Raw genomic sequence first — 17,976 nt, 5'->3', positions numbered from 1 at the left:
CAGTCAACTCCAACCCGACTGGCTCACCCCACCATCAATGCTTTTTCTTCTTGTCCCCCAGGTGATTGCCCAGTGCACCACCCGCGGCTCCGCCCAAGCCGGCGCCAATCGTCGCACCGGTGCTGCCACCGAGCTTGTTGCCCAGCAACGAACCACCTGCCGAACCCAGGCCACCACCGACCGCTGCCTTGGTCTTGTTGCCTTTCTTCGCCGCTACGGCACCACCCGCCGCGCCGCCGACACCGGCACCGATCGCCGCGCCAGTGCTGCCACCGATCTGCTGGCCGACCACATTACCCAGTGCACCGCCCAGGCCACCGCCCAGTGCAGCAGTGCCATCGCCGGCGACGGCGCCTTGTGCGAACAGCAGGCCCAGAGTGACGGCGACAAAAGTCTTGCGCATGAAAAACAACCTCAAGGAAAAAGCGTGCGATCAGGCACGCGAAATGAAGCACTCCGGGCTTGCCGGACCACTCCAGGAAAAAACGGGGGCGTACACGAAAAAGCCCGCGAGAAGCGGGCTTGGACGATGAGCGATCTGGTCGGAGAGACAGGATTCGAACCTGCGGCCTTCTCGTCCCGAACGAGACGCGCTACCTGGCTGCGCTACACTCCGATGAGGAAAATTTTACTCAAAATATTTCCATCTACAAGCCCCGCGGAGCCGCTTCGCGCTGGAAGCTTCAAGCCGCAAGAAAGCGCGGGATGGGACGCGGTCTTCTCTTGCAGCTTGGGGCTTGAAACGTGTGGCTGCTTTTAGAGTTCTTTGACGGTGCGGATCTGGTCCTTGTTGACGCGGGTGCGCTTGCCGTCCAGTTGTTCGAATTCGTAGAAGCCGGAATCTTCGTCGAAGCTCGGGGTGTCGACGGCTTGAATCTCACGGCCATCGTTGAGGGTAATCACGGTCGGCGAAGCGCAACCGGCGAGGGCGCCAATACCGAGGGCGAGCAGGAAAGCGGGAAGGGTCCGTTGAATCATGGTGAATCTCCAATAGGTGAAGGCCGGGTATTGTTCTTCAGACGCATACGGTTACAGCAAGTTCCTTGCGATCATTAGCGTAGCGGTTAATCGCGTCATTGACCGGGCGCAATACCCGGTCGGCTAGGCTGCGCGGGGCCTCTTTCCCTGTGATATAACACCGCCCATTCCCATTCTTCAACGGACCCAATGCCATGAAAGCCAAGGCAGACGCCCCCTTCGTGCCACTCAATATCGCCGTGTTGACCGTCAGCGACACGCGCACGCTGGAAACCGACACCTCCGGCCAGGTCTTCGTCGATCGCCTCACCGAGGCCGGTCACAACCTCGCTGAGCGGGTACTGCTCAAGGACGACCTGTACAAGATCCGCGCCCAGGTCGCCACCTGGATCGCCGAAGAGGTGGTGCAGGTCGTGCTGATCACCGGCGGCACCGGTTTCACCGGTCGCGACAGCACCCCCGAGGCGGTCACCTGTTTGCTGGACAAGCAGGTCGATGGCTTCGGCGAGCTGTTCCGGCAGATTTCGTTGGCCGATATCGGCACCTCCACCGTGCAGTCCCGCGCCTTGGCCGGGTTGGCCAATGGCACGTTGGTGTGCTGCCTGCCGGGTTCGACCAATGCGGTACGCACCGGTTGGGACGGCATCCTCGCCGAGCAACTGGACAACCGCCATCGCCCGTGCAACTTCGTTCCGCACCTGAAGCAGGCCGCGCCCTGTGAAAGCCGTGGCTGAGTTGCCGGCGGCCAAGCCGCTGCTGCCGGTCGAGGCGGCGCTCGAACGCCTGCTGGCGCTGGCCGAGGCGGCGCCGATCACTGAAGTCGAAGACGTCACCCTTGCGGATGCCGAGGGTCGGGTGTTGGCCAATGACCTGCACGCCACCCTCGACCTGCCGCCCTGGCCGAACAGCGCCATGGATGGCTACGCCCTGCGCGTGAGCGACTGGCAGGGCGAGCCGCTGCCGGTCAGCCAGCGGATCTTCGCCGGGCAATCGCCCGAGCCGCTGCAACCTGGCACGTGCGCGCGAATCTTCACCGGAGCGCCGGTGCCGGCCGGTGCCGACTGCGTCGAGATGCAGGAAAATGCCGACGTGCTGGATGACCAGCGCGTGCGCTTCAACGAAGCCTTGAGCGTGGGCCAGAACATTCGCCCGCAAGGCCAGGAAACCCGCGCCGGCGAGTTGGTGCTGGTGGCCGGAACCCGTCTTGGCCCGATCGAGTTGGGCCTCGCGGCCACCCTCGGCTATGGCCGAGTCACGGTGGTGCGGCGGGTGCGGGTTGCGGTGTTGTCTACCGGGGATGAGCTGGTCGAGCCGGGTCAGCCGCTGGGTCCGGGACAGATCTACAACAGCAACCGCCGCCTGCTATGCAGTTGGTTGCAGCGTTTGGGCTGCGAAGTGGTGGATGCCGGAATCCTCCCGGACGATCTGGAACAGACCCGGCAATGCCTGGGAGGGCTCGGTGATGTTGACCTGATCCTGTCCACTGGCGGTGTTTCCGTGGGGGAGGCCGATTACCTGGGTGTCGCCCTGCGCGAGGCGGGGGAACTCGCGTTGTGGAAGCTGGCGATCAAGCCCGGCAAGCCTCTGACGGTTGGCCAGTACAACGGCGTGCCGGTGATCGGCCTGCCTGGCAATCCGGCTTCGACGCTGGTTACTTTCGGTTTGCTGACCCGGCCTTATCTGCTGCGCCGTCAGGGCGTGCAGGAGGTCAAACCATTGCAGTTCGCCGTGCCGGCTGGCTTCGACTGGCCGAAGTCTGGCAATCGCCGCGAATACCTGCGTGCTCGCCTGGAGCAGGGCAAGGCGCTGATCTACCGCAACCAGAGCTCCGGCGTGCTGCGCAGCGCCGCCTGGGCCGAGGGGCTGGTGGAAGTGCTGGAAGGCACGACGCCGATGCAGGGGGATATCGTGCAGTTCATTCCGCTGAGTGAGTTGCTTGGCTGAGGTCGCATCGCGACGGTTCGGTGGTCTTATCGCGAGCAAGCTCGCTCCAGCCTGTAGGAGCGAGCTTGCTCGCGATGCGGTGTCGCCACCCCATTTCAGGTCAACGGCATCATCCCGCCCACCACATCCCCCACCGCCACCGGCCGACTGGCCAGCCGCGCATGCACCCCTTCCAGTTGCGCCGCCGCCACGCTCCAGTCATGCCGCTCGCGAACAAACACTCGTCCTGCCTCGGACAACTGCTGCATCCGCTGGGGCTGGTTGAGCAGTTGCGTGATGGTCAGGGCCAGGTCGTCTCCCGCATCACCACCCAGGTAATGCTCGCCACTGCGCACCTGCAGCCCCGAAACGCCCTCGCGGGTGGTCACCACTGGCAGTCCTGCGGCCATGGCTTCGAGCAGCTTGATCTTGCAGCCGCCACTCTGGCGCAGCGGGGCGAAGAAGATCGCTGAGTGTTTTTGCAGTTCGCGCAGGTCCGGCAGGTAGCCGACCCACTCGATGCGCGGGTCGTCCCAGCGCAGTTTCCAGTGATCCGGCAGCGCATGGCCGGCGATGGCGAGGCGTACCGCCGGGTTGCTTTGCCAGACTTGCGGCAGGATCTCGTCCAGCGCCCATTCGATGGCTTCCTGGTTGGCGCAATGCTCGAAGTTGCCGACGAACAACAGGCGCTGGCTGCGCGGGCAGAAGCGGATGTCCTGGTAGTGGTCGCAATCGACGCCGTTCACCACCACCTGCGTCGGCCGGCCGGTCATTTCGCTGATCTGCCGGGCATCGTAGGGGCTCACTGCTACCACTTCGCTGGCCTGCTTCAGTACGCGGGTTTCCCAATGGCGGTAGCGCCAGCCGTCGAAGCTGTTGAACGGGCGCAGCCATAGCGGCAGGCGGTCCTGGCAGGCGGCGCCCTTGCGCCATTCGACCTGATGTTCGCTGACGATGAACGGCAGGCCGCTGGCCTGCAGTGCCCGTTCGAACGGCTGGAAGCTGTAGCTGTGCTCGATCTGGATCACGTCCCAATGCTCCTGCAGTAGCGCTTCGAAGCGGTGACGCAGGTGTGGAGCGAGGCCATTGATGCTGGTGCGCATCGGGTAGCTGACATTGAGCGCCGCCAGCAGATTGAGCGGGCTGTGCAAAGGACGGCGCGGCAGTACGATCAGGCGTTCCACCAGCGGCATCAGCGCCTGTCGCGCCGGCTCGGTCAGGGGCACCCTGGACTGGGTCAGCACAGTGATGCGATGACCTCGCTGCGCCAGGCCGCGCAACAGATTGAACTGGCGGGTCTTGCTGCCACTGGTGGTGGGCCAGGGGAGGTAGGGCAGTGTCCAGAGTACGCGCATGACACTTCCTCGCTTGCCGGAGGGGCTTGGGCGGGTGGAACGAAAACGCCCGCGGCGTCAGCTCGGTGCTGGCTCCGACGTGACGACGCTGCGGGCATCACGGATCATCTTTCGTCAATTAAGTGACTTGTCTGATTGGCTTGGTGAATTTAGCCAATTATTTGTCGAAGCATGGTCGTGCTTGGGGGATCTTTCAAATGTCATTCGTAAGATTGCAGAACTTTACGTGTGCGATGTGCAGCAACTGCCTGTCGGTTGTGGTCGAGATAGGGAGTTGAATGTCCGGCCGAGAAGGGGTCTATCGATGAGCGAACGTAAAGCGCTGCTGATTCTGCATGGCAAGCAGGCGATGAACGAAGACGTCCGCGCCGCAGTGCAGGGCATGCGCGAGCGCGGTTGGCAGCTGGATGTGCGCCTGACCTGGGAGGGCGGAGATGCCCAGCGGCTGGTGCATGAAGCGCTGGCGGCCGGTTATCCGCAACTGATCGCGGGTGGTGGCGACGGCACGCTGCGGGATGTGGTGCACGCCATGGCCGATGCCGACTGCGATGCCAGCCTGGTGCTGTTGCCGCTGGGTACCGCCAACGATTTCGCTCGCGCCGCCGGCATTCCGCTGGAGCCACAGGCAGCGCTGGCGTTGCTGGAGGGCGAGGCGACGTCGATCGATCTGGGTGAGGTCGGCGGTGAGGTGTTTCTCAATATGGGCACCGGTGGCTTTGGCAGCCAGGTGACCGCCAACACCTCGGAGGACCTGAAAAAGGTTCTCGGCGCCGCGGCCTATCTGTTCACCGGTCTGTCGCGTTTCAGCGAATTGAGCGCCGCCTCCGTCAGCCTGCAAGGGCCGGATTTCCATTGGCAGGGCGAGTTGCTGGCGTTGGGCATCGGTAATGGCCGCCAGGCCGGCGGTGGCCATGAGCTGTGCCCGGAGGCGCTGGTGGATGACGGGCTGCTGGACATCAGCATCCTGCCGGCGCCGCAGGAGGTGGTCGGCACCCTGCGCGACCTGCTCAGCGGCGGCCTGGGGCTGGACAGCATGTTCATCCGCGCCCGGCTGCCGTGGGTCGAGGTCAAGGGCTCGCAAGGGTTGGATATCAACCTCGATGGCGAACCGCTGCAAGGCGAAAGCCTGCGCTTCCGGGTGCTGCCCGGCGCGTTGCGGGTGCACATGCCGGCAGGGTCGCCGCTGCTCAGTCGTCGAGGCTGATGATCTGCTCGCGCACGGCGAACAGCACGAGGCCGGCCACGTCGTAGATCTGCAGGCGCTTCATGATCTGAGAACGGTGGGTTTCCACGGTCTTGACGCTCAGGCCGAGGCCGTTGGCGATCTCCCGGGTGGACTTGCCGCGCACGATCAGGCGCAGGATTTCCAGTTGGCGAGCGGTGAGGTTGTGGTTCTCCGCCGGTTCCACCTTCTGCGTGCGCAGCAGCGCCTGGTTGATCACGGTGTGGGCGATGGCCGGGCTGAGGTAGCGCTCGTCATTGCTCAGGGCAGCGAGGGCCTGTTCCAGCTCGGTGGCGGTGGTGTCCTTGAGCAGGTAGCCATGGGCGCCGGTTTCCAGCGCCTGCATGATCAGGTCCGGGTCGGTGTGCATCGACAGGATCAGCACCTTGCAGCGGCTGCCTTCGGCCTGCAGGTGGCTGAGGGCCTCAAGGCCGCCGATGGCGCGCATCGACAGGTCGAGCAGGACGATGTCCGGGTCCAGTTCGTGGATCAGGTCGACCAGTTGGCTGCCATCGCTGGCTTCGCCCACGACGGTGTAGCCGGGAATATCGGATACCAGGGCGCGGACGCCGGCACGGATCAGGGAATGGTCGTCAACCAGCAGCAATTTACAAGTCATGAAGTCTTACTTGAGTTGGCGCGCTCGCGCGAGCGGGGTGCCCAGGGAAGGAGCGCGTCGATCCGCGAGCCTTTGCCAGGCTCGCTGTGGACCGTCAGGCTGCCATTGAGCAGGTGCGCGCGTTCGGCCATGCCGGCCATTCCGCACTGGCCTTCCTCGCCGGGGTGGGAAGAGGGCAGGAAACCCTGGCCATCGTCACTGATCGATAGCGACAGGCCTTCCGGCTTGCGCTGAAACTGCACGATCAGGTTTCGCGCCCGGGCATGGCGCAAAACGTTGGTTATCGCTTCCTGCGTGATACGGAAGGCGGCCATGACCATCTCTTCCGGGAGGCCGTCCAGGCGGCTTTTGCATTCGAGGCTCCAACGCACGTCGGTGTTGTCCAGCGTGCGCGAGAGGTGCGTGCGCAGGCTGGCTTCCAGGCCGAGGCTGTTGAGCTGGCGCGGAGCGAGGCTGGTGGCCAGGCTGCGGGCGTGGGAAAGGGTTTCGTCAAGGGTATCGCGCAAGGCGGCGCACGAATCCTGCAGGGTTTCCGGCAGGCGCCGTTGCAGCCATTCGGCCTGCAGCTTGGCGGCGGTCAGCAGTTGGCCGATGTCGTCGTGCAGTTCGCGGCTCAGGCGCAGCCGCTCGCTTTCCTGCACCTTGAGCAGGCGGTCGGCCAGCTCCTGCGGGGTCATGACGATCACGTCTTTGGGTTTGCGTATCGTGACGAGCACGCCCAGCAGGGTGATGGCCTGTAGCACCAGCAGGATCGGGGGCAGTGGCGTGGCGCTGAAGTAGCAGGCCAGGGCAACCGCCAGCGAAGCCAGGCAAGTCAGTGCTATCGCACGCTGCAACAGGGCCGTGCCGCGTGGGTGCCGGGTGAAGGTCTTGAGGCTTGAGTGCACGGAAAATGAAGCCACTGGAGTATCACTTTTCAAAGCCAGTTCGGGGTTGATTGAAAGGCTTTTTAGAGGGGCCTTCAACAACTTTTATCATCATGTTGCAACGGGCGGTCAGGCACTTTTTTAGTGCGCTGAAAGCGCCATGTTCCAGCAGTGGCAACAGTCGGCAACCGGCTCGGAGCGGCGCATGGTATCACTTCGGGGTCGAATGGTCGCGGACCGATAATTGGTCTGAATAGTCAGGTTTTGCGGGCTGGTACGGGCGTTCCGCCTGGCGCGGATTCTAGCACTTTGCCACTACGACTGGCGAACTTAAACGTTCATTAAAAAGTCGGATGTACTTTTTCCAAATCGGCAGAGTTGTTTTAGACGGCTGTACTTAGTTGCACGTTAGTGCACGCAAAACACTAGCATGCTGTATGCCGGACAAGTTTTTCGTGTGAGCTTAGTTGTCGTTTGTTTGTCTTCGATCATCTTTCCATGCGCTGCTGAAGGCTCTGGGATGCAGCGCGCGAGCTGATCAGACGTTTTCGACGGATTGATTGCACGGCGTCCGCGCAGGATCGAGTGCCTTGTCCAGATGTGTGAGCAACTCCTGTTGTTCTTCACTGTCCAGATTCAGTGAGCCGGTAAACGGATCGATCAATTCGATCTGCCAGGCCAGCAGGCTCAGGCATGCTTCAAGGATACCCAGCGCCGGCCCGCGCAGCGGGTTACGGGGATGGCCCGGTTCCAGCAGGGCAATCAGTTGCTCGCAGAAATCGGCGATCTGCACCTGCTCCCGAGGCCCGGCTTTTTCCATAAGGGTGCGGAGGGTGCTGATCAGGCAATCACTGGCATCCGCATCCTCGCCAATCAACTGGAAATGTTGCAAGCAGTCGTGGGCGCGGCTCAAGAGTGCGTGGGCGTCATCCAGGAAATCGTGTAGCGGGCTCATATCCGGTGAGTCGTTCAGCATCAGTCGGCTCCTGGCTGGCATAGGCAACAGGCCTGGAAGCAGACGGGTGACAGGTCAGGGACAGAGGCTGGCCACAGCGAAGTGATAGCGAACAAGGGCCCGACTCCATTCATGCATTGAGAATGGCGTCACATTAATGGCTAACTGATTTCACGAACATCAGGTCCCTCCCGATTGATGGTAGGGGTTTCCCTGATGAGGAATTTAAGGTGTGGCCCCGTTGCGGAGCGGGATGGCAGGAAAGACTGTGAGTGCAGTAAAGCATGATGCTAAAGTGATATCAACGCTTCACGCAGCATTTTCTTCATAGGGTCAAGCTGTCGCATAAGCGGCCGATATAAGGCCGATGCATATTTACCTTTTGCAACAAGCCTGGGGGATTCAATGGCTGGCATTCTCGACTCGGTAGACCAAAGGACACAGCTGGTAGGCGAGAACCGCCTGGAAATCCTCATGTTTCGCCTCGCGGGGCGGCAGTTGTTCGCGATCAACGTCTTCAAGGTGCAGGAAGTCCTGCAGTTGCCCAAGCTGACCCTGATGCCCCAGCGCCACACCTACGTCTGCGGCGTGGTCAACCTGCGCGGCCAGACCCTGCCGGTTATCGACCTGTCGCAAGCCATTGGTATGCGTCCCCTGGAACCGGGTCCGAACAGCACCATCATCGTCACCGAGTACAACCGCTCGGTGCAGGCCTTCCTCGTCGGTGGCGTCGACCGCATCGTCAACATGAACTGGGAAGCCATCCTGCCGCCGCCAACCAGCGCGGGGCGTCAGCATTACCTCACCGCCATCAGCAAGGTCGACGAGCAGTTGGTGGAAATCATCGACGTAGAAAAGGTGCTGGCGGAAATCGTGCCGTACAACGCCAAGGTTTCCCGGGAAAAGCTCGACGATCCGGTCCTGCGCCGCGCCTATGGCCGCGAAGTGCTGCTGGTGGACGACTCCACTGTGGCCCTGGCGCAATTGCGTGAAACCCTCTCCCAGTTGGGCGTGAAGTTGCACGTGGCCAGCGATGGCCTCAAGGCCCTGAAAATGCTCAAGGGCTGGGCGGATGCTGGCGAGGATGTCTGTGAAAAACTGCTGATGATCTTCACCGACGCCGAAATGCCGGAAATGGACGGCTATCGCCTGACCACGGAGATCCGCAACGATCCGCGTCTGCGCGCACTGTACGTGGTACTGCACACCTCGCTGTCCGGCAGCTTCAACGAATCCATGGTGAAGAAGGTCGGTTGCGACAACTTCCTCTCCAAATTCCAGCCTGACCGCCTGGTGGATGTGGTTCGCCAGCGCCTGATGCTTGACGAAGCCACCGTCTGACCCCACGCCTGCCCGGCAGCCATTGCCGGGCATCGGGTGTAAGCTGCGCTTTTTCGTCAGGGAGCATCGGCTCATGCGTTTGAGTGCGCTTTATCGTTACCCGGTCAAATCCGCGCAGGGCGAAGCGCTGCAGCAGTCGCCCGCCGGGCTGCTGGGCCTGGCGGGTGATCGTCGCTGGATGCTGGTGGATGCTGGCAACAACCGTTTTCTGACCCAACGCGCTTTCCCACAGATGAGCCAGTTGTCGGCGCTGTATGCGGCTGACGGCGGACTGCTGCTCAATGCACCGGGCCAGCCAACGCTGCATGTCGCGGTGCCGAGCCCGGACGATGCGCTGCGTGGCGTCACCATCTGGCGCGATACCCTCCAGGTTCCGGATGCCGGCGATGTGGCGGCGGAGTGGCTGAGCGCCTTTATGGGGCGTGCGGTGCGCCTGGTGCATGTGCCTGAAAAGCGCACACGCTACTTGCCTTCTGGCTATGGCGAAAACAGTGACCGCGTGGCCTTCGCCGACGGTTTCCCGCTGCTGCTGATTGGTCAGGCGTCGCTTGATGACCTGACACAGCGGGTCGGTCGCCCCATGGAAATGATGCGTTTTCGTCCGAATCTGGTTATCGAGGGCAGCGAACCATTCGCCGAGGACGGCTGGAAACGTATTCGTATTGGCCAGCAGACTTTCCGCGTGGTCAAACCGTGCGGGCGCTGCATCCTCACCACCATCGACCCGGCCACCGGCGAACGCAGCCCGGACCGCGAGCCGTTTGCCACGCTGATGAATTATCGGCAGAAAGAAGGGGAGGCCATGTTCGGCCAGAACCTGGTGGCCGATGGCGAGGGTGTGCTTGAGGTGGGGATGGCGATTGAGGTGCTGGAGTAAAAGCTTGGGCCCATTCGCGAGCAAGCTCGCTCCTACAGGGGCATTGTAGGCGCGAGCTTGCTCGCGAAGGCCCGCTAAAGCGGGCCCCGCGCCCAATCACTGGTCGTCGAAATATCGCTCATGCCAATCCACCAGCGGCTGCGGCGAATTGAGCTTCTGCCCGTAGATCACCGCATAAGACAGCACGTTCTGCACGTACTGGCGGGTTTCGTCGAATGGGATCGATTCGACCCAGACGTCGAAACTCAGGTGGTCCGCGCCGCGTAGCCACTGACGCACGCGGCCGGGGCCGGCGTTATACGCCGCCGAGGCGAGCACCCGGTTGCCGTTGAACTGACCATGGACCTGGCTCAGGTACGCCGCGCCGAGCTGGATGTTCTTGTCCGGGTTGAGTACTTGGGCCGGCGAAGCCAGCGGAATGCTGAACTTGCGTGCGGTTTCCTTGGCGGTTGCCGGCATCAGTTGCATCAGGCCGCTGGCGCCGACGCTGGAGCGGGCGTCGTCCATGAACGCACTTTCCTGACGGGTGATGGCGAATACCCAGCTCGAATGCAGGCCGCGCACCTTGGCTTCGCGTACCAGCGTGTCGCGGTGGGCCATCGGGAAGCGGATATCCAGGTCATCCCAATATTGTGCCTGGCTGATGGTGCGAATGGCTGGGAAGTACCAGCGCAGTTCATAGGCGATGCGCGCCTGGGCGACCATTTCGTCGCGGTTGAAGTGACGGCTGACGTGGTACCACTCGCGGCGACCGTCAACGATCTGCCCCCGCTCATGGAATTCCAGCGCCCGGCGCACGCCCGGGGTATTGCGCACCTTGTTCATCAGTTGCTGGCTGATCACCAGCGGCTTGTTGTTCAACTGGTACGGCGTTTGTGCGCGGTCGGCGGCGAGGAAACCATAGAAGTCACGCTCGCGCGCCACGGTCTTGTACAGCAACGGGATTTGCGGGTTCCGCGGCTGGGCCAGCTCCAGGCTGCGGGCCTGCCAGTAGCGCCAGCGGTTGGTGGTGGCCAGATCCTGCGGCAGGCGCTTGGTCAGTTCGTAGGCATCTTCCCAGCGACCCAGGCGCAGCAGCAGGCGCAGGCGCCATTCGCTGACGGTGTTGTCGCGCAGTTGCGGGTCGTAGCGGGTCATCAGGTCGAGGCCGCGCGGGTCGTAGCGGCGGGCCAGGGTCAGGCCGATTTCGCGGGCGATGGCGACTTTTTCGTCGCTGGAGAAATGCATGCGGGTGGCGTAGTCGTCCAGCAGCGCCATGGCCCGGTCCGGGTCCTGACGGGCCAGGCGGCGCAAGCCGAGGCTGACCACATCGGACATCGCTTCGTTGACCGGCACGAAGCGCGACGGCTGATTGAGCAGTTCCGGCTTCTGCGCGACATCGATCAGCAGGCGGCCTTGTTCGCCGAGGGTCGGCAGGGTCTTCACCAGATTGGTGGCCAGCGCGTAGTTGCGCGCCTGGGCTGCCAGCTTGGTGCGCTGCCAGCGCTTGGCTTCGGTCAGTTGGCCCTGGGCGGCCCACTGGTCGAACAGTACGTCACAGGCGGCCGGTTGCGACTTGCCTACCAGCCAGAGTTTTTCTGCGGTGGCGAAGCCTTCGGCGCGCAGGCCGTGGCCCAACTGGTATTGGCCGTTGAGGCAGTCCAGTTCGGTGAAATTGAGTTTGGGATCGTAGTACTTGATGAAGGTCTGCCACTCGCCGCGCTCGGCGAGCCAGCGCAACCAGCGCAACTTCATCCAGTTGGCCTGGGGCAGGTCGCCATTCTTGGCCAGGAAGCTCTCGATCTCGGCATTGCTGGAGGTCTTGAGTCGCGCGGTCAGCTCGTCGTAGGCCAGGTACGGCTCCAGCGGATAGTCCTGCAGGGCGGCGGCGTAACGTCGGTAGGGCCCGGTATCGCCCTTGGCCAGCGCGCGCTTGGCTTCGTCGTACATCTGGCGTTGTTGGGCGAGGTCGGCAGCCTGCACGGCACCGGCCACGGAGGCCGAGAGGAGCAGGCAGGAAACGATGTTGAGCAGGCGGCGCATGATACTTCCAGACAGTTGACCAAAACGAGTGTCGGCGTCGCCAGCACTGTGGGTTCACGGGCTTAAGCTTAGCCGTTTGCCCGCGCCGGATGAAAGCATTGTGCTTGCATCCGGATGTAACGCGCTGCGGGCTGGCGGACGGCCATGTGTACTGTGTTGCCCGGTCAAGTCAGGTAGAATGCGCGCCCGCTTTCTGGAGAACAACATGACCCTGCTCAAATTCAGCGATGTGTCCCTCGCTTTTGGCACCATGCCCTTACTGGACAAGGTGTCCTGGCAGATCGCCCGTGGTGAGCGGGTCTGCATCATCGGCCGCAACGGCACCGGCAAATCGAGCATGATGCGCCTGGTCAAGGGCGACCAAAAGGCCGATGACGGCGAAATCTGGCGTGCGCCAGGGCTGAAAATCGGTGAGCTGCCGCAAGAATTGCCGGTAGCCGACGACCGTACCGTATTCGACGTGGTTGCCGAAGGCCTGGCTGGCGTCGGCGCATTGCTCGCCGAGTACCACCACCTGAGCCAGAACATCCATACCGATGCCGATCTGGAAAAACTCATGCACGTCCAGCAGGACCTGGAAGCCCGCGACGGCTGGCGCTTGCAGCAACTGGTGGACAGCACCCTGAGCCGCCTGCAGTTGCCGGCCGACAAGACCCTGGCCGAGCTGTCCGGTGGCTGGCGCCGCCGCGTACTGCTGGCGCAGGCGCTGGTGTGCGAGCCGGACCTGCTGCTCCTCGACGAGCCGACCAACCACCTGGACATCGGTGCCATCGCCTGGCTGGAAGATGCCCTCAGCGGTTTCGGCGGCGCGGTGCTGTTCATCACCCACGACCGTTCCTTCCTGCAGAACCTGGCCACGCGCATTCTTGAACTGGACCGTGGCGGCCTGATCGACTGGAACGGCGACTACGCCAGCTTCCTGGTGCACAAGGAGGCCGCACTGGCCGCCGAGGAAACCGCCAACGCGCTGTTCGACAAGCGCCTGGCCCAGGAAGAAGTCTGGATCCGCCAGGGCATCAAGGCCCGGCGTACCCGTAACGAAGGCCGCGTGCGTGCGCTGAAGGCGCTGCGGGTCGAGCGCAGCGAACGTCGCGAACGCCAGGGCAAGGCCAATATCCTGATCGAGTCTGCGGAGAAGTCCGGCAAGCAGGTGATGGTGCTGGAAAACGTCAGCTTCGCTCACCCCGGCGGCCCGACCCTGGTCAAGGATTTCTCGATGGTCCTGCAGCGCGAGGACCGTATTGGCCTGCTGGGTGCCAACGGTACCGGCAAGACCACGCTGCTCAAGCTGATGCTGGGTGACCTGGAGCCGACCGCCGGCAAGGTCGATTCGGGTACGCGTCTGGAAGTGGCTTACTTCGACCAGTTGCGCAATCAGCTGGAGCTGGAAAAGACCGTTATCGACAACCTTGCCGAAGGTCGTGACTTCATCGATATCGACGGCCAGAGCCGCCATGTCCTGAGCTACCTGGGTGACTTCCTGTTCAGCCCGCAGCGTGCGCGCACGCCGGTCAAGGCGCTGTCCGGGGGCGAGCGTGCGCGGTTGCTGCTGGCCAAGCTGTTCAGCAAGCCGGCCAACCTGCTGGTACTCGACGAACCGACCAACGACCTCGACGTGGAAACCCTGGAGCTGCTGGAAGAAGTACTGGCGGGCTACAAGGGCACCGTGCTGATGGTCAGCCACGACCGGGCATTCCTCGACAACGTGGTGACCAGCACCCTGGTGTTCGAGGGCGAGGGCAAGGTACGCGAGTATGTCGGCGGCTATCAGGACTGGATCCGTCAGGGCGGTTCGCCGCGTCTGCTGGGCGTCAGCGAGAGCAAGTCCGGCAAGTCCGAGCTGAACACCGCGGTGGTCACCGCGCCTGTGGCCGAGGCTGCGCCGGTTGCAGCGGCTGCGGATACCAAGAAAAAGCTCAGCTACAAGTTCCAGCGCGAGCTGGAAGCCCTGCCGGGCCAGATTGAGGCGGTTGAACAGAAGATCGCCGCGATCCAACTGCAGATTTCCGATGCGGGCTTCTATCAGAAGTCCAGCGAGCACACCAGCAAGGTGCTGGCTGACCTCGAGCGGATGCAGGCAGAGCTGGACGTGCTGGTCGAGCGCTGGGCCGAACTGGACGGTTGAGGCGGGAAGGGGCCCGGAGCGAAAGCTCCGGGCCTTTTTGCGTTACTCGGCTTTCTTCTGCAGGCGGACCGCCAGCACATCGCACGGCGCGCCGTGCAGCACGTCATTGGCGGTGGAGCCGAGCAGCAGGGCCAGGCCGTGGCGGCCATGGCTGCCGACCACGATCAGGTCGCATTTCTGCTCCTTGGCCAGCTGGTGGATCTCCTGGCGTGGCTGGCCATAGGTCAGGTGCGAATCGCCGCGATTGATTTCCGGGTATTTGTTGAACAGACGCTCCAGGCGCTCCTTGGCCTGGTCGAACTGCTGCTGTTGCAGTTGCGACAGGTCCATCGGCACGTCGCCACCAAACGCCATGGCCATCGGCTCGACGATATGTACCAGCGACACTTTGGCATTGCCCGGGGTTGCCAGCTCGCGGGCGCGTTTGATGACCGGGTCGCATTCTTCGGTCAGGTCGACGGCGACCAGTATGTGTTCGTAGGGCATGAGAGGCTCTCCTGACAATCGCGATAGTTAAAGTATGGTCCGTTTCAGGCTGATCGCATCCAGTGCGGCTAACCAGCTCATTTGCAAAGTCTTGATAGGAATAACAGATATGACGGTCTGGGTAGTAGTGTCAATCCTCGCGCTGATCCTCAGTCCGCTGGCCTGGCTGTTGCCTTCGCGGCGCATGAGCGGGCGTATGGCGCTGCGCCTGGAGGCTCGACGCATGGGGCTGGCGATGCAGCTTGCACCGCAGACCTGGCCGCACTGGCTGCCGGAAGAACCACCGGGCACCTGTGCGCAATACCATCAGGCCCGACGCCGTGGCAGCAGCGATGTCTGGTGTTATTGGCAAACCACGCCGGGCATCTGGCTCAACCAGTGGCGCGAGCCCTGCGCCGATGAGCGGGTGCTGGAACAGCTCAAGCGGTTGCCGGCGAGTGTCTATAAAGTCGAGGCCACTGCGCAGATGGTCGCCCTCTGCTGGGGTGAGCGTGAGGATGCCTCGGTGTTGCAGGATGTTGCTGAGGCGTTGAAAACCCTCGCATGAAAAAGCCCGCCAGGTTTCCCGGGCGGGCTGCATGCATCGAAAAAAAAGGCCAGGCAGGCCGGGAAGTGCTTCAGTAGCTCGCAGTGTAGTGCGCGATTTATTTTCGTGCCCGGTAAAACGCCCTTCTTTTTTCTCCTCCACGCTGTTTATGCGCCGGATCCATTTGCCGCGCGCAACGTCTAATCGCTTACGTGAATGATGGTGGATCACCGTCATGGCGAGTTGCTCAAGTCTCAACCAGAAATGACCGGAAAGTCGCGTTTGTCCAGCGCTCATGGGGGTTTGACAAAGCCGACCATTTCGGTAACTGTGTGCACACCCGAATCAAACGGGCGTATGAATTGAGCGTTTGTATCGTCAGAAAGCTCGTACAGAATCCCGACTATCGCGCTGACGGGTATGTCTGGGACAACGGATCGACATCCAACGGCCATGAGCCGGTCGACCGTCGTCACAGCGATCAGCGTGTACAGTTCAGCTTCCATATCGTGGAGATCAGTTGATGATTTACGAAGGTAAAGCCATCACGGTTAAGGCTCTTGAAAGCGGCATCGTCGAACTGAAGTTCGACCTCAAGGGTGAGTCCGTCAACAAATTCAACCGTCTTACCCTGAACGAACTGCGTCAGGCGGTGGACACCATCAAGGCCGACGCATCGATCAAAGGCGTGATTGTCAGCAGTGGCAAAGACGTCTTCATCGTCGGCGCGGACATCACCGAGTTTGTCGATAACTTCAAGCTGCCCGAGGCCGAGCTGGTTGCCGGCAACCTGGAAGCCAACCGCATTTTCAGCGACTTTGAAGACCTCGGCGTGCCGACTGTCGTTGCCATCAACGGCATCGCCTTGGGCGGCGGCCTGGAAATGTGCCTCGCGGCCGACTTCCGGGTCATGTCCAGCAGCGCCAAGATCGGCCTGCCGGAAGTCAAACTGGGTATCTACCCGGGCTTCGGCGGTACCGTTCGCCTGCCGCGCCTGATCGGCGCCGACAACGCGGTCGAGTGGATCGCATCGGGCAAGGAAAACCGTGCTGAAGATGCGCTGAAAGTTGGCGCTGTCGATGCTGTTGTCGCCCCCGAGAAGCTGGCTGAAGCAGCTCTGGACCTGATCAAGCGCGCCATCAGCGGCGAGTTCGACCACAAGGCCAAGCGTCAGCCGAAGCTGGAAAAACTCAAGCTCAACGCCATCGAGCAGATGATGGCCTTCGAAACCGCCAAGGGCTTCGTTGCTGGCCAGGCCGGCCCGAACTACCCAGCGCCGGTCGAAGCGATCAAGACCATCCAGAAAGCCGCCAACTTCGGTCGGGACAAGGCGCTGGAAGTCGAGGCCGCCGGCTTCGCCAAACTGGCCAAGACTTCGGTTGCCGAAAGCCTGATCGGCCTGTTCCTGAACGACCAGGAACTCAAGCGCAAAGCCAAGGCCCACGACGAAATCGCCCATGACGTGAAGCAGGCCGCCGTACTCGGCGCCGGCATCATGGGTGGCGGTATCGCCTACCAATCCGCGGTCAAGGGCACGCCGATCCTGATGAAGGATATCCGCGAGGAAGCCATCCAGCTGGGCCTGAACGAGGCCTCCAAGCTGCTCGGCAAGCGCGTCGAGAAGGGTCGCCTGACCCCGGCCAAAATGGCCGAGGCGCTGAACGCGATTCGTCCGACCCTGTCCTACGGCGATTTCGCCAACGTCGACATCGTCGTTGAAGCCGTGGTCGAAAACCCGAAAGTCAAGCAGGCCGTTCTGGCCGAGGTCGAAGGCCAGGTCAAGGACGATGCGATTCTCGCCTCGAACACTTCGACCATCTCCATCAACCTGCTGGCCAAGGCGCTCAAGCGTCCGGAAAACTTTGTCGGCATGCACTTCTTCAACCCGGTGCACATGATGCCGCTGGTCGAAGTCATCCGTGGCGAGAAGTCCAGTGAAGTGGCCGTCGCCACCACCGTGGCCTACGCCAAGAAAATGGGCAAGAACCCGATCGTCGTCAACGACTGCCCGGGCTTCCTGGTCAACCGCGTGCTGTTCCCGTACTTCGGCGGTTTCGCCAAGCTGGTCAGCGCTGGTGTGGACTTCGTCCGCATCGACAAAGTCATGGAAAAATTCGGCTGGCCGATGGGCCCGGCGTACCTGATGGACGTGGTCGGCATCGACACCGGCCACCACGGTCGCGACGTAATGGCCGAGGGCTTCCCGGACCGCATGAAGGATGATCGTCGTTCGGCTGTCGATGCGCTGTACGAAGCCAACCGCCTGGGCCAGAAGAACGGCAAGGGCTTCTACTCCTACGAAACCGACAAGCGCGGCAAGCCGAAGAAAGTCGCTGACGCCTCGGTCCTCGAAGTGCTCAAGCCGATCATTTTCGAACAACGCGAAGTCACTGATGAAGACATCATCAACTGGATGATGGTCCCGCTGTGCCTGGAGACCGTGCGCTGCCTGGAAGACGGCATCGTCGAAACCGCGGCCGAGGCCGACATGGGCCTGGTTTACGGCATTGGTTTCCCTCCCTTCCGTGGCGGCGCGCTGCGTTACATCGATTCGATCGGTGTGGCCGAATTCGTTGCCCTGGCAGACAAGTACGCCGATCTGGGTCCGCTGTACCACCCCACCGCGAAGCTGCGTGAAATGGCCAAGAATGGTCAGAGCTTCTTCGGTTAAGCGCCCAACG

At 62.4% G+C, this 17,976-nt stretch carries 16 protein-coding genes and 1 tRNA gene; 8 read left to right on the top strand and 9 right to left on the bottom strand.

What is annotated here, in order from left to right:
- Window positions 1-34 precede the first annotated feature (34 nt).
- From NTD88_RS14950 to NTD88_RS14940, 3 genes are all read right to left on the bottom strand, one after another.
- Window positions 35-403: a glycine zipper domain-containing protein gene (locus tag NTD88_RS14950; protein ID WP_262154754.1), complete on the bottom strand. Its 369-nt coding sequence runs from the start codon at window positions 401-403 to the stop codon at window positions 35-37.
- A gap of 136 nt (window positions 404-539) precedes the next feature.
- Window positions 540-616 (bottom strand) — tRNA-Pro (locus NTD88_RS14945).
- Between the two features lie 140 nt (window positions 617-756).
- Complete coding sequence (locus NTD88_RS14940) at window positions 757-978, bottom strand: YgdI/YgdR family lipoprotein (RefSeq protein ID WP_095157970.1); 222 nt, start codon at window positions 976-978, stop codon at window positions 757-759.
- Between the two features lie 194 nt (window positions 979-1,172).
- On the opposite strand from NTD88_RS14940, the gene moaB reads away from it, so the two are divergent.
- The gene (moaB, locus tag NTD88_RS14935; RefSeq protein ID WP_095157968.1) at window positions 1,173-1,712 is read left to right on the top strand and encodes a molybdenum cofactor biosynthesis protein B; all 540 of its coding nucleotides are present in this window, start codon (window positions 1,173-1,175) and stop codon (window positions 1,710-1,712) included.
- Window positions 1,696-2,922 (top strand): gephyrin-like molybdotransferase Glp, encoded by a 1,227-nt coding sequence (gene glp / locus NTD88_RS14930; protein ID WP_262154753.1) that lies wholly within the window; start codon window positions 1,696-1,698, stop codon window positions 2,920-2,922. The genes moaB and glp overlap by 17 nt, the downstream gene beginning before the upstream one ends.
- Before the next feature lie 95 nt (window positions 2,923-3,017).
- On the opposite strand, the gene NTD88_RS14925 is transcribed toward glp, so the two are convergent.
- Window positions 3,018-4,256, bottom strand: coding sequence for a glycosyltransferase family 4 protein (locus NTD88_RS14925; protein ID WP_262154752.1), 1,239 nt, complete (start codon window positions 4,254-4,256; stop codon window positions 3,018-3,020).
- A 304-nt stretch (window positions 4,257-4,560) separates the two neighbouring features.
- Here NTD88_RS14925 and yegS point away from each other — a divergent pair, with 304 nt between their 5' ends.
- Window positions 4,561-5,460 carry a lipid kinase YegS gene (gene yegS, locus NTD88_RS14920; protein ID WP_262154751.1) on the top strand — a complete coding sequence of 300 codons (900 nt, stop codon included), beginning with the start codon at window positions 4,561-4,563 and terminating at the stop codon, window positions 5,458-5,460.
- Here the strand turns inward: yegS and NTD88_RS14915 are convergent.
- The 3 genes from NTD88_RS14915 to NTD88_RS14905 form a co-directional block, all read right to left on the bottom strand.
- The gene (locus NTD88_RS14915; protein WP_095157960.1) at window positions 5,444-6,097 is read right to left on the bottom strand and encodes a response regulator; all 654 of its coding nucleotides are present in this window, start codon (window positions 6,095-6,097) and stop codon (window positions 5,444-5,446) included. The two genes, yegS and NTD88_RS14915, sit on opposite strands and share 17 nt — an antisense overlap.
- Window positions 6,094-6,999 carry a sensor histidine kinase gene (locus tag NTD88_RS14910; RefSeq protein ID WP_256587814.1) on the bottom strand — a complete coding sequence of 302 codons (906 nt, stop codon included), beginning with the start codon at window positions 6,997-6,999 and terminating at the stop codon, window positions 6,094-6,096. Before NTD88_RS14910 ends, NTD88_RS14915 begins: the two co-directional genes overlap by 4 nt.
- Before the next feature lie 502 nt (window positions 7,000-7,501).
- Window positions 7,502-7,939: a histidine kinase gene (locus tag NTD88_RS14905; RefSeq protein ID WP_262154750.1), complete on the bottom strand. Its 438-nt coding sequence runs from the start codon at window positions 7,937-7,939 to the stop codon at window positions 7,502-7,504.
- Between the two features lie 384 nt (window positions 7,940-8,323).
- Here NTD88_RS14905 and NTD88_RS14900 point away from each other — a divergent pair, with 384 nt between their 5' ends.
- Both NTD88_RS14900 and NTD88_RS14895 read left to right on the top strand, forming a co-directional pair.
- Window positions 8,324-9,259, top strand: coding sequence for a chemotaxis protein CheV (locus NTD88_RS14900; protein WP_095157957.1), 936 nt, complete (start codon window positions 8,324-8,326; stop codon window positions 9,257-9,259).
- A 73-nt stretch (window positions 9,260-9,332) separates the two neighbouring features.
- Window positions 9,333-10,136 (top strand): MOSC domain-containing protein, encoded by an 804-nt coding sequence (locus tag NTD88_RS14895; RefSeq protein ID WP_262154749.1) that lies wholly within the window; start codon window positions 9,333-9,335, stop codon window positions 10,134-10,136.
- 96 nt (window positions 10,137-10,232) lie between these two features.
- Here NTD88_RS14895 and NTD88_RS14890 read toward each other — a convergent pair whose 3' ends face one another.
- The gene (locus NTD88_RS14890; protein WP_410017281.1) at window positions 10,233-12,158 is read right to left on the bottom strand and encodes a transglycosylase SLT domain-containing protein; all 1,926 of its coding nucleotides are present in this window, start codon (window positions 12,156-12,158) and stop codon (window positions 10,233-10,235) included.
- Window positions 12,159-12,363: 205 nt separating this feature from the next.
- Between NTD88_RS14890 and NTD88_RS14885 the strand changes: the two genes are divergently transcribed.
- A complete protein-coding gene (locus NTD88_RS14885; RefSeq protein ID WP_095157952.1) occupies window positions 12,364-14,283 on the top strand; it encodes an ATP-binding cassette domain-containing protein in 1,920 nt (639 codons plus the stop codon).
- A 42-nt stretch (window positions 14,284-14,325) separates the two neighbouring features.
- Here the strand turns inward: NTD88_RS14885 and NTD88_RS14880 are convergent, their stop codons facing one another.
- Window positions 14,326-14,769 (bottom strand): universal stress protein, encoded by a 444-nt coding sequence (locus tag NTD88_RS14880; protein WP_095157951.1) that lies wholly within the window; start codon window positions 14,767-14,769, stop codon window positions 14,326-14,328.
- Between the two features lie 109 nt (window positions 14,770-14,878).
- On the opposite strand from NTD88_RS14880, the gene NTD88_RS14875 reads away from it, so the two are divergent.
- On the top strand, window positions 14,879-15,316 hold the full coding sequence (locus tag NTD88_RS14875; protein WP_262154748.1) for a hypothetical protein: 438 nt from the start codon (window positions 14,879-14,881) through the stop codon (window positions 15,314-15,316).
- Between the two features lie 502 nt (window positions 15,317-15,818).
- Entirely contained in the window at window positions 15,819-17,966 is a 2,148-nt protein-coding gene (gene fadB / locus NTD88_RS14870; protein ID WP_262154747.1) for a fatty acid oxidation complex subunit alpha FadB, read from the top strand.
- Window positions 17,967-17,976 lie beyond the last annotated feature (10 nt).

Source organism: Pseudomonas sp. 20P_3.2_Bac5 (assembly GCF_025466035.1).
In the GTDB taxonomy this organism is placed as follows: Bacteria; Pseudomonadota; Gammaproteobacteria; order Pseudomonadales; family Pseudomonadaceae; genus Aquipseudomonas.
This window is presented reverse-complemented; position numbering and strand designations above follow the sequence as displayed.

Coding starts and splice junctions, on each gene's coding strand:
- NTD88_RS14950 (WP_262154754.1), bottom strand. CDS start 403: ATGCGCAAGACTTTTGTCGCCGTCACTCTGGGCCTGCTGTTCGCACAA.
- NTD88_RS14940 (WP_095157970.1), bottom strand. CDS start 978: ATGATTCAACGGACCCTTCCCGCTTTCCTGCTCGCCCTCGGTATTGGC.
- moaB (WP_095157968.1), top strand. CDS start 1,173: ATGAAAGCCAAGGCAGACGCCCCCTTCGTGCCACTCAATATCGCCGTG.
- NTD88_RS14925 (WP_262154752.1), bottom strand. CDS start 4,256: ATGCGCGTACTCTGGACACTGCCCTACCTCCCCTGGCCCACCACCAGT.
- yegS (WP_262154751.1), top strand. CDS start 4,561: ATGAGCGAACGTAAAGCGCTGCTGATTCTGCATGGCAAGCAGGCGATG.
- NTD88_RS14915 (WP_095157960.1), bottom strand. CDS start 6,097: ATGACTTGTAAATTGCTGCTGGTTGACGACCATTCCCTGATCCGTGCC.
- NTD88_RS14905 (WP_262154750.1), bottom strand. CDS start 7,939: ATGCTGAACGACTCACCGGATATGAGCCCGCTACACGATTTCCTGGAT.
- NTD88_RS14900 (WP_095157957.1), top strand. CDS start 8,324: ATGGCTGGCATTCTCGACTCGGTAGACCAAAGGACACAGCTGGTAGGC.
- NTD88_RS14895 (WP_262154749.1), top strand. CDS start 9,333: ATGCGTTTGAGTGCGCTTTATCGTTACCCGGTCAAATCCGCGCAGGGC.
- NTD88_RS14890 (WP_410017281.1), bottom strand. CDS start 12,158: ATGCGCCGCCTGCTCAACATCGTTTCCTGCCTGCTCCTCTCGGCCTCC.
- NTD88_RS14885 (WP_095157952.1), top strand. CDS start 12,364: ATGACCCTGCTCAAATTCAGCGATGTGTCCCTCGCTTTTGGCACCATG.
- NTD88_RS14880 (WP_095157951.1), bottom strand. CDS start 14,769: ATGCCCTACGAACACATACTGGTCGCCGTCGACCTGACCGAAGAATGC.
- NTD88_RS14875 (WP_262154748.1), top strand. CDS start 14,879: ATGACGGTCTGGGTAGTAGTGTCAATCCTCGCGCTGATCCTCAGTCCG.
- fadB (WP_262154747.1), top strand. CDS start 15,819: ATGATTTACGAAGGTAAAGCCATCACGGTTAAGGCTCTTGAAAGCGGC.